A 16,350-nucleotide genomic window follows, 5' to 3' on the forward strand; every position below is an offset into this window, starting at 1 on the left:
ACGTCCGTCAACTGCTGCTGACGGAGAGTTGACCCGAGCCTCCCGTGAACGCGTGTGAAGGTGCGCCCGCTCGTCACACCGGAGGCTCACATGACACTCAATCGTCGCAACTTCCTGCAGCTCTCCGCCGTCGGCGGAACGGCGCTCGCCCTGGGTCCGGCCTTCTGGCGCCAGGCCTATGCCGCCCCCGCCAGGCCCGGCACCAGTCCCTACGGCGCCCTGTCCGGTTCCGCCGATGCCAATGGCGTGCGGCTGCCCGCGGGCTTCTCCTCGCGCATCATCGCGCGCTCCGGCGCCAAGGTGGCCAACACCGGCTACACCTGGCACGGGGCGCCGGACGGTGGCGCCTGCTTCCCCGTGTCGGGCGGCGGGTGGATCTACACCTCCAACTCCGAGAAGACCCTGGGCACCGGCGGCGTCTCGGCCATCCGCTTCGATGGGGGCGGCGCCATCACCGGCGCCTACCGCATCCTCTCCAACACCACCTCCAACTGCGCCGGTGGCCGCACCCCCTGGGGCACCTGGCTGTCGTGCGAGGAGTACTCCGGCGGCCGCGTCTGGGAGTGCGATCCCACGAAGGCCTCGCAGGGCGTGGTGCGCCCCGCGCTCGGCACCTTCTCCCACGAGGCCGTCGCGGTGGACTCGGATGACTACCGGCTCTACCTCACCGAGGACAGCACCAGCGGCCGCTTCTACCGCTTCACCCCGTCCGCCTATCCCTCGCTCGATGCGGGCACGCTCGAGGCCGCTCGGGTCTCCGGGGATCCGCTGACCGGCGCCACCGTGACGTGGGAGCCCGTGTCCGCCAGCAAGCCCGCCTCGCAGCAGTCCAACGCCTCGCGCACCACCGTCTTCAACGGTGGCGAGGGCTGCTGGTACGACCGCGGCACCGTCTACTTCACCACCAAGGGCGACAACCGCGTCTGGGCCTACACCCCGGCCTCCTCGCGCCTGGAGATCATCTACGACGACAACCTCTATCCGAACTCGCCCCTCACCGGCGTGGACAACGTCACCGTGTCCTCCTCGGGCGACATCTTCGTGGCCGAGGACGGGGGGGACTTGCAGATCTGCATCATCACCCCGGAGCGCATCGTGGCGCCGCTGCTCCAGCTCGTGGGCCACAACAGCTCGGAGATCACCGGCCCCGCGTTCAGCCCGGACGGCAAGCGGCTGTATTTCAGCTCCCAGCGCGGCACCTCCGGCACCAACGGCGGCGGCATCACCTTCGAGGTGACCGGACCGTTCCGCACGTAGGCGCGCGGCGTCTCGCGGGGAGCGCTATCCGAGCCAGGAGATGAGGGCGCGGACGGCCTCCTCGCGGCGCCGGGACGTCTCCTGGACGCGCTGGAGTCCGGCCAGCAGGCCCATCCCCTTGGCGGCGCGCTCGGGGGCGGTGCGGTAGTTCTCCGCGAGCTGCTCCAGGTGCTCGCGCAGCCGCGGATGGCTCTCGCGGACGCGGGCGGGTGTCGTGTCCGGCTTCACCTGGGAGACGAGCGCCGAGGCGAGCTGCTGCCACGCCTCCAGGCTCTGTCCGGTGCGGCGCTCGAAGCCACCGCGCACCATGGGCCTGACGAAGAAGGGCATCGACGAGAAGTCGCGCACCGTGTCCTCGAGGACGTTGCGGAGCGCGGCGACGAGCGTGACGGGATCCGAGGTCATGGGGGCGGAGCCTACCGCAACCGCCCCGGGACGACGCTCCTACTTGGGCATCACACCGAAGGCCTTGAGCATCGCCACGGCGATGCCCATGAGACTCTCGCCAGCGATGAAGCCCGAGCTCACCGGGAGCACCAGGGCATCGGCCAGCTTCGCCTTCTTGCGGCGCAGCACCTCGGCGATGGCCGCGCCGATGAAGAAGCTGATGGAGCTGGCCCCGGGGATGACGATGGACAGCCCCAGCCCCGACGCCGAGGGGATGAAGGGTCTGGCCTTCTTCGGCGCCCAGCGCTCCAGCAGCACCAGCGCCACGCCCAGGCACAGCCCACACACGGCCCCGATGCGCGCGGACACCGGCAGCGCATGCACCCCGCTCATGAGCATCTTCGACACGCCCGCCCACACCAGGGACGAGGGCGCGGGGAACTCCTCGGTGCCGAGCACGGACGCGTCCGGCACGAGCAGGTTGAACGCGGGCACCACCACCGCCGCCCCCGCCACCACCCCGAAGAGCTGCGCGATGAACTGCTGACGCGGGTTGGCGCCGAGCAGCCAACCCGACTTGAGGTCCGTGAGCAGGTCCGCCGAGTGCAGCCCCACGCCGCCCGTGGCGTTGGCGCTCATCACGTTGGCGGTGAGGTTGCCAGGCAACAGGGCGCCATAGAGCAGCTGGGTCACCGGCCCGAGCGCCTTGGTGGGCGTGGTGTCCGTCTCGCCCGTGACGCGCGAGGCGATGACGCCCATCACCACCGACAGCGGCAGCGCCACCACGCCCGCCCACCAGGGAACCTGGAAGAGGTAGGCCATCAGCGCCACCACCACCGGACCGAGCACCAGGAAACCCAGGGGGAACCACGCGGGAGGACACTCGATGTCGGCGAGGGGATCCGCCTCCGCGTTCTGCTTGCGGCCGAACAGGCCCGCGAGCGCCTTGAAGGACTTGGCCACGCTGCGCCACTGGAAGGCGAAGGACAGCAGGCCCGAGGACACGAGCACCGAGGCCCCCGTCCACAGCGCCCAGCCGTTGATGGCCTTGTAGGTCACCTCGGGGATGACGCCGCGGCTGACCATCTCCGGCGCGAGGACGCCGTAGGTGAGCAGCGCCCCGAGCAGCATGGACCAGCCCGTCTTGAAGCTCACCAGCGCGCCCGCGCCGATGAGCAGCAGGCTCAGGTCGAGCGACAGCGTCCACGCCCCCGCGGGCCTGCCACCAATGGTGAAGGGCAGGCTGAGCTTGGCGGGCAGGTTCCACACGAGCCACGAGGCCTTGGCGTCGCGCCAGAAGGCGATGACGGCGCCGATGAGGCCCGCGAGGCCCAGCGAGCGCGCCTTGCCCCGCGAGCGCTCGTCATGCCCGTGCAGCGCCTGGAGCGTCTGGGCGGTGGCGGTGCCGGTGGGAAAGGGAAGCTGCTCGATGTTGATGAGCTGGCGCTTGATGGGGATGGCGGCGAAGACGCCCAGCGCGGAGATGACGGCGAACCACGCCACCAACCACCCCGTGGGCGGCAGCGCGCCGGTGAGCATCAACAGCGCGGGCACGGCCGCCATGTTGCCGCCGCCCGTCATGTACCCCGCCGCCGACGCCACCGAGCCCATGGCGTTGTTCTCCAGCGTGGTGAAGTCCTGCTTGAGCAGCCCCACGCCCCGCAGCGCGCCAAACGTCGCGAAGGCGAGGATGCACGCGGTGAGCGTGACGCCCAGGCTCCAGCCCGTCTTGAGGATGACGTAGAGGTTGGACAGGCACATCACCGCGCCAATCAGCATCCCCGCGATGACGGCTCGCACGGTGAGCTGACGCACGCCCCCCTGGTAGACATTCTCGAGCCAGTGTCGCTCGGGATCCACGGGAGTGGAGTCCCGCTCCGATGGAGGTGGGGGCTCGGGCTGGAGGCGGAGCTGCTGGGGCGAGGGCGAGACGGGAGAAGTCATGTGGAGGCGCGAGGATAGCGGAACACCTCCTACCCGACGAGTGGGACCGCGCGCCCCCGGGGGGACGGGCTCAGTGCGCGCCGCCGGGCCCGTGGGCGTGGCCGTGCTCGAGCTCCTCGGTGGTGGCCGGACGCACCTCGCGCACCGTCACGTCGAAGTGCAGCGTCTTGCCCGCCAGCGGGTGGTTGAGGTCCACCACCACCGAGTCCCCCTTCACCTCGCGCACGGTGATGGGGATGACGTCGCCCTCGGCCGTCTGGGCGGAGATGCTCAGGCCCGCCTGGAGCGGCGCATCCGGGGGGAACATGCTGCGCGGCACTTCCTGGAGTCCGCGCGGATCATGCTCGCCATAGCCCTGGGCGGGCACCACGACGACCTTCTTCGCGTCGCCGGCGGACAGTCCCTCCAGTTGCCCTTCCAGACCCGGGACGATCTGCCCCCGTCCGTGCATATAGGCCAGGGGTTGGCCGGGCTCGCTCTCATCGACGACCTTGCCATCGCCGAGGTGCAACCGGTACTCCAACGAGACCACGCAGTCCTTGGACACCTTCATGTGCGGCTGCTCCTTGAGCTGTCCTGCCAAGAGGGATGAGGGGGGTATGGGACAGTGCCCGGCCCAAGGCAACCCCACAAGCCTCCGGATGCTCAAGAAGCGGACGATTCCGGCCGGGTTGGCGCCGGGGCAGTCTGGTTTTCCGGCGCCGGCTCCCCCCGGGCCACGTAGACGGCGGCGGCCAGGTCCCCCGTCACGTTGAGCGTGGTGCGGCACATGTCGAGGAAGCGGTCCACGCCGAGGATGAGGCCGAGGCCCTCGGGGGGAATCTTGAACATGCCGAGGATCATCGCGATGACGGGGATGGAGCCGGCCGGCACGCCCGCGGTGCCGATGCCCGCCAGCACACAGATGAACATCACCGTGGCCTGGTTGGCCAGGCTCAGCTCCACGCCGAACACCTGCGCGAGGAAGAGCACCGTGACGCCCTCGAAGAGCGCGGTGCCGTTCTGGTTCATCGCCGAGCCGGCGGTGAGCACGAAGCGTGACACGTTGCGCGGCAGCTTGAGGTTCTCCTCGGCCACCTTGAGGGCGGTGGGCAGCGTGGCGCTGGAGGACGCGGTGGAGAAGGCGGTGACGATGGCCAGGCGGCAGTCGCGGAAGAAGGTGATGGGGTTGCGTCCGCCCAGGAAGCGCACGGACAGCGAGTACACGACGAACATGTGCAGCCCGAGCGCCAGCAGCACCACGCCCACGAAGGACGCCACCTGAACCAGGATGCCGAAGCCCAGGCGCGCCGTGACGCTGAAGAGCAGCGCCCCCACGCCGATGGGCGCCAACCGCAACACCCCATCGATGAGCGTCATCAGCACGTCATAGAGCCCTATGACGGTCTCCTTGAGGTGCCGGGAGCCCGGGGTGTCCGTCACCATGAGCCCCACGCCGGAGATGAGCGAGAAGACGATGAAGGCGATGATGTCCCCCTCCGCCGCGGCCTTGATGGGATTGGTGGGCACCATGGAGAGCAGGAGCGCGGGCACCGAGTCTCCGCTCGGCGCGGGGGCCGCCTTCACCACGGAGCCCTTCTGCACGAGCGCGGCGATGGCCTCCTCGCTCAGCCGGGTACCGGGCTTGAGCGTGTTGACGAGGACCAGCCCGATGAGCACGGCGATGCTGGAGATGATCACGGTGTAGCCCATGGTGCGCACGCCCAGCCGGCCAATGGACCGTAGGTCCAGCTCGCACACGCCCGTCACCAGCGCGGCGAAGAGCAGCGGCACCACCAGCATCAGCAGCAGGCGCAGGAAGAGCTGACCCACCAACGAGGTGACGTTCGTCACCACCCACTCCAACCACGGCGCTCCACCCACGAGGAGATTGGCGGCGATACCCGCCACCGTGCCAATCACGATGCCCAGGAGCATCTTCTGGTGCTGCTTCATCCGGAGTCCTCGCGTGTTGTCGCTGGGAAGAAGGACTCCCCGCGGGGGCGGGGAGCGAGAGCGGCACACTAGCGGGACGAGGGGGCCGCCGTCTCGCGTAGACGCCCGGCCACGCGCTCGGCCCACTCGGGCACCACCTCCAGGCATGCCGCCCTGCGGCCCAGCCGCAGCGCCGCCGCCGGCATCGAGCCACTGCCCGCGAAGGGATCCAACACCCAGTCCCCGGGCCGGCTCCAGGTGCGCACCAGGGGCTCCACCACGGAAAAGGGCTTGTGGTGGGGATGGCCGCCCCAGCGCTGGGCCTCGCCGTCATCGTCGTAGCCGCCCACCACCGCCCAGACGGTGGGCGCGTCCCCAGGGGCCAGCACGGGCGCCGGCGTGCGCGCGAGCACCAGCGCCACCTCGTAGACGCGCAGGAGTTGCTCGTTGGCGTTCTTGTCCGTGGTGCGCTTGCCCCAGACGAACTCGCCGCGCAGGTGGCCGTACCCCAGCGAGCGCGCCACCGCGAGGATGGGCTCCTTGCCCAACAGGTTCGTCCAGATGGCGAGCGGCGCGTCCGGGGTGAGGTGCGCCACCGCGTGCGTCATCCACGCCTCGGTGAAGGCGCGGTAGTCACGCACCGTCTCGAAGCGCACGATGGGGTCGCGGTCGATCTTCTTGTTCGCCCGCGGGTCTCTCAGGTCCCCGCCCTTGCGCCGCCGCGTGAGCAGGCAATACGGCGGATCCGTGTGCAGCAAGGACGCCCTGGCCTCGCCCAGCACGCGCCGGTAGCCCTCGGGCTCGCGCGCATCGGCCCGCACGCAGCGGAAGGACTCGCTCTCGTCGTGAGGATTCATCCGGCGCGCACCCTACCCCAGCCGGCCCGTCCCGGGGCTCACCGCTTGCGCGGACGCCGCCTGGGCGCCGTGAGCCGCGTCGCCACCTCCGCCCACCGCCCCTCCAGACGAGCCTCGGACGCGAGCGCCTCGTCCCACGAGGGCCCATCCGGCAGCAGCCGCGCGGCATGCTCCAGCATGAGCCCCTCCAGGGCCCGCTCCTCGCACAGCCGCCGGAATTCATGCGCGTCCAGGCCACACGCCGCCAGCCAGGCCGTGCGCTCCGAGGGAGCCACGCCCAGGTGGGCCCATTGCTCCGACTCGGCCCGGGCCACTTCCTCGGGAGTGGGAGACAGGCCCAGGCTCCGGGCCCACCCCGCGAGCAATGCCCGCCGCAGACCCTCGCGCGCCAGCGCCTGTGCCCCGGGCCCGGCGCGCAGCTCCTCCAGCACGTCCTCCGAGGACACCAGCCCCGCCTCCGTCTCGCACAGGCCCTCCACGAGCCGGCGGCGGCGCACGTAGGACGAGGGAGGTGGCCGGGACACGCCCTCGCGCGACGGCGGACGGGCCCCGGAGGCGACGAACGCCGCGGCGGCCTGGAGGCAGGCCCGGGCATCCTCGCGCTTGAGATCCGCGAGCCCTCCGGCCGCCCACGTCCGCCACCTGCCCTGGGTGGGGGCGGGCCACGCCTCGCCCACGGCCTGGAGAACGCGGGGCCAGGCGCGGTCCTGGTAGAAGAGCGCCGCGGCGGCGTCCACCAGGGCCCGGGACTCGGCGGCGGAGAGGACTCCCGCGTCCTGGGCGAGCCGGGCCACGTGCCGCACGTTGACGAGCGGCACCGACAGCGCCCGGTACTCGTGCTCCGCGTCGGCGTGGAGCAGCGCCACCTCGGCGTCATCCACCAGCTCGCCCCGCTGGTAGGCCTCGAAGATGGCGCCCACGCCCACCATGCCGTGAGGCGCGAGTTCCGCGGCGCGCAGGGCCCCCATGCTGGCGCCCCCGAACACCGCCACGCCCGCATCCAGCGCGGCCAGCACCTCGTGGTGCCACACGGAGGGCTGGGCCTCGAAGACCCCATCCACGAGCGCGATGGCCCGCGGCCTCAAGGAGAGGGCCCGCCAGAGGTCTCCCTGGCGCGCGGGCGGCAACACCCGGCAGGGCACCAGCGCCAGCGCCTCCGCCTCCGGCAGCGAGGGGCCCAGGAAGACGATGAGATCATCGGGACGGGAGGAGGAGGCGGGACGCCGTTTCACAACAACTCCGACACGCGCAGGCCCGGCACCACCACGCGCACCACGTGGAGTCCGGGGAGAGGGGCCTCCAGGTCGATGACGGCCGCCCGGGAGAAGCCCGCCCCCGCGAGCCGCGCCAGCACCTCGCCCACGGCCTCCTCGGGCGAGTCCACCTTCGCCGCGGGCTCGGGCATGGACTCCACGTCGCGCCGGGGGCGCGCCGCGGCACAGGCGGCGGCGAGCGCCAGGGAGGCCTCGCGATCCCCCTCGTCCACGTCCTCCCGCGCGCCGTGGATGTCGGTCAGCCGCGACTGCGCCGCCTCCAGCAGGGCGCCGAGCAGGGCCTGGTCCCGCGTGAGCGCACAGGCATACCCCGCCGCCAGCGGCACCGGGCCCTGGTCGCGATCCACGAGCAGCGCCGCGCCCACGGGCAGGCCCACCGCGCCCGGGGTGCGCGCGCCCGGGGAGAGATCGAAGAGGTGCACGTCGAAGCCCCGCTCGCCCAGGCGCTCGGCGAGCGCGGCCGTCCGGGGGGCGCTCCGGGCGAGGCCCGCGGGGCGCAGCAGCCGGGAGCCGAGCACCTCCTCCGTCCACCCCTCCGGCAGCAGGCGCGCGAGTTGATCCCGCTCCGTCGCCTCCAACAGCGCATGCAGCAGGGCCCGCGGCCGCTCGGGATGGGCGCCCGAGCCATTGCTCGTCCACTGCACGCTCACCGGGCCGAGCGCCGGCGCGCCCGTGGGGGGGCAGTACACGCCCTGGGCGGGGACGAGCACGGGCTCCCCGGAGCGCGCCTCCGTCGCCTCGAGCCAGGCACAGCGCACCCGCGGGCCCCACAGCCGGGAAACCACCACGCCGCCCCGGGTGCCGAGCGCGTCGGCGCCCCAGGCGGCGCGTCCGCGCGCTTCCCAGCCGTGGGACGTGCCCCAGAGGAGCCGTTCCGGACGCACCGTCTCCGCGGCCCACAGTTCGGCGGTCTCCAGGAGGGCGCCCGCCGAGGCGGCCGGGAAGTCCAGGCCCTTGCCGTTGCAGACCTGGAGCACATAGCCCCCGGGCCGCACCGCGGTGGCGACTTCCACGCCCGCCCGGTCCAGCCCCGTCACCCGCGCCACCCGGGTGACGCCGAGCGCCTGGGCGAGCCGCGCGAGGAAGTCAGGGGTCAGGGGGACCGCGGGAGCAAGGGGCACGAGGGGCTCGCAAGAGGGAGGGCCGCGTCAGAGCGCCCAGGAGCAGAGGTACTCGCAGCAGTCGTTACCACGGGCGCGGCACTTCGTGTGCTCGACGCGCACGTCGCTGCCCCCGCTCAACTCGATGGCCCGCTGGTACCAGCCGATGATGGTGAGGCAATCCGCCTCGGTGACGCTCTCGGCGCCCAGGGTGCGCAGCGCGCCGCTGTTCGGGCCGGTCCTCTCGTACGAGCGCAAGCCCACCGCGTAGTAGAGGCGGTAGATTTCCTGCGCGTGGCTGAGCAGGAAGTGCGGATCCCCCTGGCGGAGGAACACGTGGTGGGGTCCCTTCAGGTTCTCCTCGGCCGAGGCCCGGCCCATGTCGACGAAGGACTTGGTGCGATCCCTCGGCGAGAGCACCGCGGCGATGGCCGCGTCCAACCGGAGGTTCAGCTCCATGGGATACCAGCCGATGGGCAGGATGACGCCGTCGAGGACCTTGCGGTCCGCCGGAGACAACCTCTGGAGGACATCGAGGCGTTTCGTTCCCGGTTGTTTCGCCAGCAGGTTGAGGCGCGAAATCAAAACGCTGCCCTTGATGCGCGCGACCCCGCTATCCGTTGCCATGACGTCCTTCCCGATGAAAGGGACGCATTGTGACGTAGGGTGAAGTTCACGGCAACCAACCCGAGGGCCTCCGTACCCGCTGGACGAAAGCCCCCGATGCGGCGTTCAGCCCGCGTGGAGCTCGCTCAAGTGCGCTTCCAGCTCACCGCTGAACTCCGTTGGACCTCGTAGCACCGACGCCATGAGGACCACCGTCGTGGAGGTGACCTCCACGCGCTTCTTCAGGCGGCGATGCTCCTCCTGCATTTCCGCGCGCCACTGACGAAGGTCGCCCCGTACATCCTCGCGGAAGACGACGAACTCGGCGCCCAGCCGATCCATCCACTTCTCCTGCTTGTCCATCCGAGCGGAGAGGCCATCCATCCGCGCGGTCAACGCATCCACCCGCGTGTTCAGGTGGTTGACCTGCGCCTCCAGTCGGTCCATTCGCGCCTCCAGCCGGTCCACCCGTTCAGTCAACGCATCCACCCGCGTGCTCAGGTGGTTGACCTGCACCTCCACCCGCTCCATCCGCGTTCCCAGTTCCTGCACGGCCCGCAGAATCTGGAGTCCCAGCGCATCACCCATCGTCTCCACCATCGGTCTTCTCCTCGCAACGGGATGACCTGCATGGTACGGCCTCTTTGATTACCTTTCAAGTAGGGTTCTCCTCCCTACCTCCAGAGACTTCGGCCACCAGGAAAATGGCCGCTTTAACCTTTCGCCGGCTCCGGTGTTGATCGAGACGTGAAGGCCCTGGAGACACCCTTGCGGCTGGCGCAAGCCGCCACCGAGCCCAGTGACGAGGCGCTCTGCCGCGCCTTCCTGGCCGGTGACGAGGCGGCCTTCGGCGCCCTGGTGGATCGGCACCGGGCCCTGGTGTTCTCGCTCATGCGCCGCTACGCCTCGAGCCCCGAGGACGCGGCGGACCTGGCCCAGCAAGCCTTCCTGCGCGCCCTGGAGGCCTCGAACCGGGTATTCTCCCGCTGGCGGCTGTCGGGGCCCATGCCCTTCCGGGCGTGGCTCATCCGCATCGCGCTCAACCTGGCGAAGAACCACGCCCGCCAGGGGCGGCGCTGGCTCCGGGCCGTGGAGCTCCCCGAAACCGAGGCCCCCGAGGAGTCCGCCCAGGAGTCCCTGGAGCGGGCCGAGCGGGAGCGGGCCGTGCGCGCGGCGGTGCTCACCCTGCCCCGCCGCCAACGCGAGGTGCTGACGCTCCGGGTGGACGCGGGACTGGGCTTCCGTGACATCGCCGAGTCGCTCGGCATCACCGAAACGAACGCGAAGGTGAATTTCCATCACGCCGTGAAGCGCCTCCGGGAGCACATGGCCGAGTCGTCCGAGGAGGAGCGCCCATGAGCGCGTGCCAGGACATGGCGGAGTCGTTGACCCTGTTGGCCACGGGTGCCCTGGAGCCCCAGGAGGAGACGCGAGTGCGCGCGCACCTGGACACCTGCGCCGCCTGCCGCCGCGAGCTGACCGCACTCCAGGACACCCTGGGCCTCGCCGCGCTGCCAACCCTCTCGCCCCGGGAGCAGGCCGTCCTGGACGTCCTCCCCCAGACCACGGTGAGCCGCTGGCGCCGGGACCAGGTCCGGCGGGCGGCCCACCTGCGAACCACGGGCGTCCTGATGGCGGCGGCCGCCGTGCTCCTGCTCCTGCTGCGGCCCGGGGTGTCTCCCCGGACGCCCTCCCCCTCCACGCTGCCCTCATCCCTCGAGGCCGCCTCCACCACCGAGGAGGACGTCCTCGCGTTGGAGCAATGGGCGCTGGCGGATCCGCTGTCCGACGCGCTCGACCTGACCGACGTGGACCTGGAGGACGCCCCGGAGGCCTCCAGTTCCTGGGACGTCGAGGCCGAGGAGTTCCTGTCTTCCCCCTCCCTTGGAGAGTCGCTGTGATGAAGCCCTTTCGCCTGCTGGTCCTTCCCCTGCTGCTGCTGCCCCTCGTGACGTGGGCCGCTCCGCCCGATGCCCCGGATGCCTCGGAGCGCGTGGAGAAGCGCTCGCGGATGATGCGGATGTTGAGCCTCGCCGAGGAGCTGGAGCTCAACGAGGCCCAGACGTTGAAGATGGCGGACACGATGCGCCAGTTCGACGAGCGCCGGCGCCCCCTGCTCGAGCAGGTCCGCGCTTCCGCGCAGCTCCTGAGGAAGGCCGCCAAGGGAGATGCCGCCGCGCAGTCCCAGGTGGATCAGGCGGTGCAACGGGTGTTCGAGGCGAAGGCACAGCTCACCGCGCTGGAGCGCGACCTGTACCAGGCGCTCGCCAAGGATCTGCCCCCACAGAAGCGGGCCCAACTCGCCATCTCGCTCGCCCGGCACGGCGGACGCAAGGAGGCGAACCTGATGAAGCCGGACCGCGACGGGCGGCACTCGCGGATGCGCTGGAGGCAGTGAGCGGACGCACGCCCCTGGAGCAAGGAGGCGTCACGGTGGCACCCAGGCGACCCTGCGAAGGGCGGAAGCGCGCGCTATGTAGGAAGGCACATGAGCGCACTCTCCCTGAGATATGTGGCCCTGGGTGATTCTTCCGGCGTGGGTGTGGGCGCGCGCCAGGGTGGTTACGTGGAGCACCTCTTCCAACGGCTGCGCCGCACCCGCACCGGAGTCGGTCTGCTCAACCTGTCCGTGAGCGGCGCCACCAGCGCCACCGTGCTGTCCGGCCAACTCCCCCGGGCGCTGCGGTCTTCCCCCCATCTGGTGACGCTCGGGGTGGGCATCAATGATCTGTGGCGCGGCGTGACGCCCGAGCAGTTCGAGTCCCACTTCGACTCGCTCGCCAAGGGACTCGTGTCCACGGGCGCGGCGGTGATCGTCTCCAACCTGCCGGACATGTCCCTGGCCCCCGTGGCCCGACTGGCGGCGAACTTCCTTCCCCTGCCCCTCATCGCGCGGCGCATCGGCGACTTCAACGCGGCGGTGGAGCGCGTGGTGGCCCGTCATGGGCTCTTCGGGGTGGACCTCCACTCCCCCAGCCGCGTGGAGCTGGCCGGCAGCTCCGACTACTTCTCCGCCGACGGCTTCCACCCGTCCGACACGGGCTATCTGCGCATGGCCGAGCACTTCTGGCCCACCGTGCAGCGGGCCGCCGAGCGCATCGGCGAGACCACGCGCGCCACGGGGTGAGCGCCCCGCCTAATCGGCACAGCGCTCGCCCAACCCCAGCACGTCCACGTCGTAGTGGATGAACAGGCCCGCCGAGGCCGCCACGCGCTGGGCGAACACCGAGCCGGAGAGCTCCACGCGCCGGCTCAGATCCAGGGGGGCCCGGGGAAGATAGAAGTTGCCCGCCAGCTCGCTGGACTCGGGCAGGGTGTTCCACGGATCCCCGGCGTCGAGATCGAAGGCGCCCGCCACGTAGACGCGCAGGCGCGAGGGCGCCCCGGGCGAGCCCATCCGCACGGGCCCGCGCGCGGACACTCCGCCCGCGACGAGGAGATCCAACTCCGCCCCCTCGTCCAGCTGGACGTCGAGCCCGCCCACGTCCACGTCTCCGTCCACGAGCAGCGCCGCCCGCCCCGTCACGCGAAGAAGAAGCGCGCCCGGACCGTGAATCCGCGTCAGGTAGAAACGCCCGCACGGCAGCTCCAGGGCCGCGTCCCCGGAGAAGTCCGCCAACGCGTCCACCGCCAGCCCGATGTCGGCGTTGTGATGGGCCGCCACGTGGTTCTTCACATAGGCGCCCACGTCCTCGGGGGCGTCGCAGGAGCAGGGCGGCGCGAACGGGCCCACCGGCTCACGCCGCACTCGCGGGGGTGGCCGCGGCACGGTGAGGCGCCGCTCCGCGGGCTGCGACAGCACGCCCCCCACCGTCAGCTCCTGGAGTTCGATATCCCCCGCGACCCACGCATCCCCGCCCACCCGCACCGTGGAGGCGGCCCCCTGAAGCCGGCCCGCGTCGCGCAGTTCTCCCTGGATGGACAGGAGCGCGGCGCCCAGGGCGAGGCCCGGGTCTCCCGCCTGGAGCGAGCCACTCACCAGCAGCTCCGACGTCAACTGCACTCCACCATTGGCGCCCACGGACGCCCCGGCTCCCCCCGGGCTCCCAGGTCCCTGGGAACCCTGGAAGGCATCCAGCGCCGAGGGCGCACTGACCACCAGCTCCCCACAGGCGCACAACGCCCGCGAGAACACCCGGGACGCCAGGCGCCCGCCGCAGATCTCCCGCCCCGTCGCGCCATCCTCCACCAACCGGATCGGCCCCCCCGAGGCGCAATACCCGGCCCGATCGGTCCCGGGCAGGATCGCCACGGCGTCCTCCACGGAGCAGGCCCCCGTGACGGCGAGCAGAACGAGTCCGTGGGTCCAGCGCATGCGTCGCTCCCGAGAAGGTCTCCAGGGCGATGGAGTCACCCCACCTGTGTTTCGGGTCACCCCTCCCCTTCCCGTCCCAAGAAGAACGCACCCCAGGTATGGGGTCTATCTGGAGTTCCCCGTTTACATGTTACGGTCGGCAGCCGAGCGTGAGAGCCCCTGTCCCGTGCATGACCCGACTCCTCGTTGTGTGTGTCCTCGTGGGGTGGGGCACGGTGAGCGCCGCCCAGGAGCAGCCCTGGGCCGCGGTGCTCCGCGTCTCCTCCGCGGAAGACACGGAGCTGGCGGAGCGACTCCAAGGACAGCTGAGCGATCTGCCCGTCATGCTGCGGGTGAACCCCGGGCCCGCACCGAGCACCGAGGCCGCGGAGCAATGGCGCACCGCCGTGGCGCTGGCCGAGCAGGGACCCTCCCGCGTGGTCATCTGGTTCCACCATGAGCCCGAGGCGATCGTCGTCCACGTCGCGCAACCCGCCACCCGGCGGCTGCTCGTGCGGCGAGTCCAGGTGGAAACCCACCAGCGCAAGGGCCGCTCCGCGGCGGCCGAAGCCGCGGCCTTGATCGTCCGCTCCGCGTTGAAGGCCCTGGTGGCCGGCAGCCCCGTGGGCGACGTGGTGGAGGAAGTCCCCGAGGCCCCCGCCCTCGAGCCCGCCCCTCCACCTCCCGCGCCCGCGCCCGTTTCCAGCACGGCCCCCGCCCGGGAGGGTTGGGGCGTGAGCGTGGGATGGCAGAGCACGCTCGTGGGAGACGGTCCGCTCGGGCAGCACGGCGCTCAGCTCGGGGTGGGATGGGAAGGGGCACGGCTGCGCGCGCGGGTGCTGCTGTTGGCGAGCCTCCCCACCCCGCTGAGCGATGACTACACCCGGGTCTCCTTGTCGAGGCATGCCCTGGGCGCGGGGGTGGATGCCGCCGTGGTGTCCACGGAGCACTTCCGGCTCGGGGCCGGACTCGAAGTGGGGCTCGCGGGCCACCTGCGCGACACGGTGGCCCTGGCACCCGCCGTCCAGGCCTCCCCTGTCCGGCTCACTCCCTCTCTCTATGGGGCACCCACCCTCGCGGCCCGCTGGCGTGGAGGGCCCGTGGCGCTGGAGGCCAGCCTCGCCCTGGACGTGCTGACGACGGTGCCCACCCTTGGCTACCTGCAACAGGGGACGTTCATCGTCCGCAACTCACTCTGGCGAGCACAACCCCGGTTCGGCCTCGCCATCCTCCTGGGGGCGCATTGACCGCTCGTGACCCGAAATCTTCCCTTCCCCCCTCCATCCCGACAATGAGGGCAATGCGGTCGACAACGCGGGGACGCCAGGAGGCGCTCCCCTCCGAGGAAAGCCGCATCCAAGCGGTCATCGAGGGGCGGCGCGACGCGGCCGAGTCCTTGTTGACGGACTTGTTGCCCCGGGTGCGCAACCTCGTGCGCTACCTGATGCGCGGAGATCATGACGTGGATGACATTGCCCAGGAGGCCCTGATCGCCATCCTGCGCGGCCTGCCGACCTGGCGCCGCGAGGGCTCGTTCAAATCCTGGTCGGACCGGGTGGTTGCCCGGACCACCTTCGCCGCGATGCGGAAGGTGCGCGACTCGGGAACAGAACCGGAAGCCGAGCCCATGGAACTCACGGTGCTCTCGGAGGAGTCCCTTCCGGACGATTACGTGTTCCGCCGGGACATGGTACGGCTGATGGATGAACTCTCCGACGAGCAGCGCCACGCCCTGGTGCTGCATTACGTCCTGGAGATGAGCGTGCCGGAGATGACCGAGGAGTTGGGCATTCCCTTCGAGACGGTGCGCAGCCGCCTGCGTCTGGGACGGGCCAATCTCCGGGCACTCTACGCACGGGAGTCGGGAACGAACGGGGGTGCGGAATGAGTCAGGGGATTCACGACATGGAGGAGCGCTTCGAGCTGCTCGGTCCTCTGGACGAGAGCGTCGGGCCGGCCAGGCGGATTTCCCGCCAACGCTCCGCCGACCTCATCCAAGGAGCCCTGGCGGCCGCGCTCTCCACCGCCCCCGCGCCCACGCCGCCGAGGAAACTCCCCTGGAAGGGCGTGCTGCTCACGAGCACCTGTCTGGGGGTGATGAGCGCGGCGGCCGCCACGGGCTACGCGTGGTGGTCGCATCGCGCCCCCAAGGCGGAGGCTCCCCAGGAGCTGGCCCCGGTGCGGGTGGTCCCCCCTCCCGCCGCGCCGATCGCCGCCGAGCCGGTCCCCGAAGCCGCTCCTTCCGAGGAGGTGGCGGCGCGGCCCCCGGCGCCTCCGGTGGCGCGCACCGGGCCCGCGCCCGTCGCCGTGGAGCCAGAGGATCTGCTGCGCCGGGCCAATGAACGCCGGGCCGCGGGACAGTGGCGGGAGGCGGAGGCGCTCTACCTGCGCGTCATCCAGTCCTCGCCGGGGACGACGTCGGCGTACGTGGCCCAGGTGGCCTCCGGCGGGCTGCGGCTGGAGCACCTCGGAGACGCGAAAGGCGCCCTGCGCCAGTACCAGCAGGCGCTGCGCGCGAAGCCCCGCGGCATGCTGAGCGAGGAGGCCCTGCAGGGCGTGGCCGAGTCCTGGCGAGCCCTCGGGGACACCCAGCGCGAAGCCCGGGCCCTGGAGGAGTTGCTCACCGCGCATCCGGACTCCCTGCTCGCCGGAAGCGCGCGGCGCCGGCTGGACGAGCTGCGCGCGGTTCCCCAGTAGCCGCGAGCAGCGCCTCCCCG

General features: G+C 71.5%; 18 protein-coding genes. 8 read left to right on the forward strand and 10 right to left on the reverse strand.

Annotated features, from left to right (window positions below):
* Positions 1–90 precede the first annotated feature (90 nt).
* Positions 91–1,257: an alkaline phosphatase PhoX gene (locus D187_RS32610; RefSeq protein WP_020918426.1), complete on the forward strand. Its 1,167-nt coding sequence runs from the start codon at positions 91–93 to the stop codon at positions 1,255–1,257.
* 24 nt (positions 1,258–1,281) lie between these two features.
* On the opposite strand, the gene D187_RS32615 is transcribed toward D187_RS32610, so the two are convergent.
* The 9 genes from D187_RS32615 to D187_RS50695 form a co-directional block, all read right to left on the reverse strand.
* A complete protein-coding gene (locus D187_RS32615) occupies positions 1,282–1,662 on the reverse strand; it encodes a hypothetical protein (protein WP_002628007.1) in 381 nt (126 codons plus the stop codon).
* Between the two features lie 39 nt (positions 1,663–1,701).
* Positions 1,702–3,588 carry an OPT family oligopeptide transporter gene (locus D187_RS32620; protein ID WP_002628009.1) on the reverse strand — a complete coding sequence of 629 codons (1,887 nt, stop codon included), beginning with the start codon at positions 3,586–3,588 and terminating at the stop codon, positions 1,702–1,704.
* A gap of 70 nt (positions 3,589–3,658) precedes the next feature.
* The gene (locus tag D187_RS32625; protein WP_002628011.1) at positions 3,659–4,141 is read right to left on the reverse strand and encodes an FKBP-type peptidyl-prolyl cis-trans isomerase; all 483 of its coding nucleotides are present in this window, start codon (positions 4,139–4,141) and stop codon (positions 3,659–3,661) included.
* A 92-nt stretch (positions 4,142–4,233) separates the two neighbouring features.
* Positions 4,234–5,523 (reverse strand): dicarboxylate/amino acid:cation symporter, encoded by a 1,290-nt coding sequence (locus D187_RS32630; protein WP_002628013.1) that lies wholly within the window; start codon positions 5,521–5,523, stop codon positions 4,234–4,236.
* Between the two features lie 68 nt (positions 5,524–5,591).
* Positions 5,592–6,359 (reverse strand): DNA-methyltransferase, encoded by a 768-nt coding sequence (locus D187_RS32635; RefSeq protein ID WP_002628014.1) that lies wholly within the window; start codon positions 6,357–6,359, stop codon positions 5,592–5,594.
* A 38-nt stretch (positions 6,360–6,397) separates the two neighbouring features.
* Complete coding sequence (locus D187_RS32640) at positions 6,398–7,591, reverse strand: TfuA-like protein (protein ID WP_002628015.1); 1,194 nt, start codon at positions 7,589–7,591, stop codon at positions 6,398–6,400.
* Positions 7,588–8,754, reverse strand: coding sequence for a YcaO-like family protein (locus D187_RS32645; protein ID WP_002628016.1), 1,167 nt, complete (start codon positions 8,752–8,754; stop codon positions 7,588–7,590). The genes D187_RS32640 and D187_RS32645 overlap by 4 nt, the downstream gene beginning before the upstream one ends.
* 27 nt (positions 8,755–8,781) lie before the next feature.
* Positions 8,782–9,360, reverse strand: a complete 579-nt coding sequence (locus tag D187_RS32650) for a TIGR02265 family protein (RefSeq protein WP_002628017.1) — start codon at positions 9,358–9,360, stop codon at positions 8,782–8,784.
* Between the two features lie 105 nt (positions 9,361–9,465).
* Positions 9,466–9,939, reverse strand: coding sequence for a hypothetical protein (locus D187_RS50695; protein ID WP_002628018.1), 474 nt, complete (start codon positions 9,937–9,939; stop codon positions 9,466–9,468).
* Between the two features lie 168 nt (positions 9,940–10,107).
* Here D187_RS50695 and D187_RS32660 point away from each other — a divergent pair, with 168 nt between their 5' ends.
* The 4 genes from D187_RS32660 (at position 10,108) to D187_RS32675 (ending at position 12,466) form a co-directional block, all read left to right on the forward strand.
* Positions 10,108–10,698, forward strand: a complete 591-nt coding sequence (locus D187_RS32660; RefSeq protein WP_002628020.1) for an RNA polymerase sigma factor — start codon at positions 10,108–10,110, stop codon at positions 10,696–10,698.
* On the forward strand, positions 10,695–11,240 hold the full coding sequence (locus D187_RS32665) for an anti-sigma factor family protein (RefSeq protein WP_002628021.1): 546 nt from the start codon (positions 10,695–10,697) through the stop codon (positions 11,238–11,240). Before D187_RS32660 ends, D187_RS32665 begins: the two co-directional genes overlap by 4 nt.
* On the forward strand, positions 11,240–11,737 hold the full coding sequence (locus D187_RS32670; protein WP_002628022.1) for a hypothetical protein: 498 nt from the start codon (positions 11,240–11,242) through the stop codon (positions 11,735–11,737). Before D187_RS32665 ends, D187_RS32670 begins: the two co-directional genes overlap by 1 nt.
* 90 nt (positions 11,738–11,827) lie before the next feature.
* Positions 11,828–12,466: an SGNH/GDSL hydrolase family protein gene (locus tag D187_RS32675; RefSeq protein WP_002628023.1), complete on the forward strand. Its 639-nt coding sequence runs from the start codon at positions 11,828–11,830 to the stop codon at positions 12,464–12,466.
* A gap of 9 nt (positions 12,467–12,475) precedes the next feature.
* On the opposite strand, the gene D187_RS32680 is transcribed toward D187_RS32675, so the two are convergent.
* Positions 12,476–13,654 (reverse strand): DUF7305 domain-containing protein, encoded by a 1,179-nt coding sequence (locus D187_RS32680; RefSeq protein ID WP_002628024.1) that lies wholly within the window; start codon positions 13,652–13,654, stop codon positions 12,476–12,478.
* A 170-nt stretch (positions 13,655–13,824) separates the two neighbouring features.
* On the opposite strand from D187_RS32680, the gene D187_RS32685 reads away from it, so the two are divergent.
* From D187_RS32685 to D187_RS32695, 3 genes are read left to right on the forward strand one after another with little or no spacing between them, the layout of a single operon-like run.
* Positions 13,825–14,880: a hypothetical protein gene (locus D187_RS32685; protein ID WP_155893749.1), complete on the forward strand. Its 1,056-nt coding sequence runs from the start codon at positions 13,825–13,827 to the stop codon at positions 14,878–14,880.
* 53 nt (positions 14,881–14,933) lie between these two features.
* Positions 14,934–15,521, forward strand: a complete 588-nt coding sequence (locus tag D187_RS32690; RefSeq protein ID WP_002628026.1) for an RNA polymerase sigma factor — start codon at positions 14,934–14,936, stop codon at positions 15,519–15,521.
* Positions 15,518–16,330, forward strand: a complete 813-nt coding sequence (locus D187_RS32695; RefSeq protein WP_043432537.1) for a tetratricopeptide repeat protein — start codon at positions 15,518–15,520, stop codon at positions 16,328–16,330. Before D187_RS32690 ends, D187_RS32695 begins: the two co-directional genes overlap by 4 nt.
* Positions 16,331–16,350: the final 20 nt, after the last annotated feature.

The organism is Cystobacter fuscus DSM 2262 (genome assembly GCF_000335475.2).
GTDB classification, from domain to species: domain Bacteria; phylum Myxococcota; class Myxococcia; order Myxococcales; family Myxococcaceae; genus Cystobacter; species Cystobacter fuscus.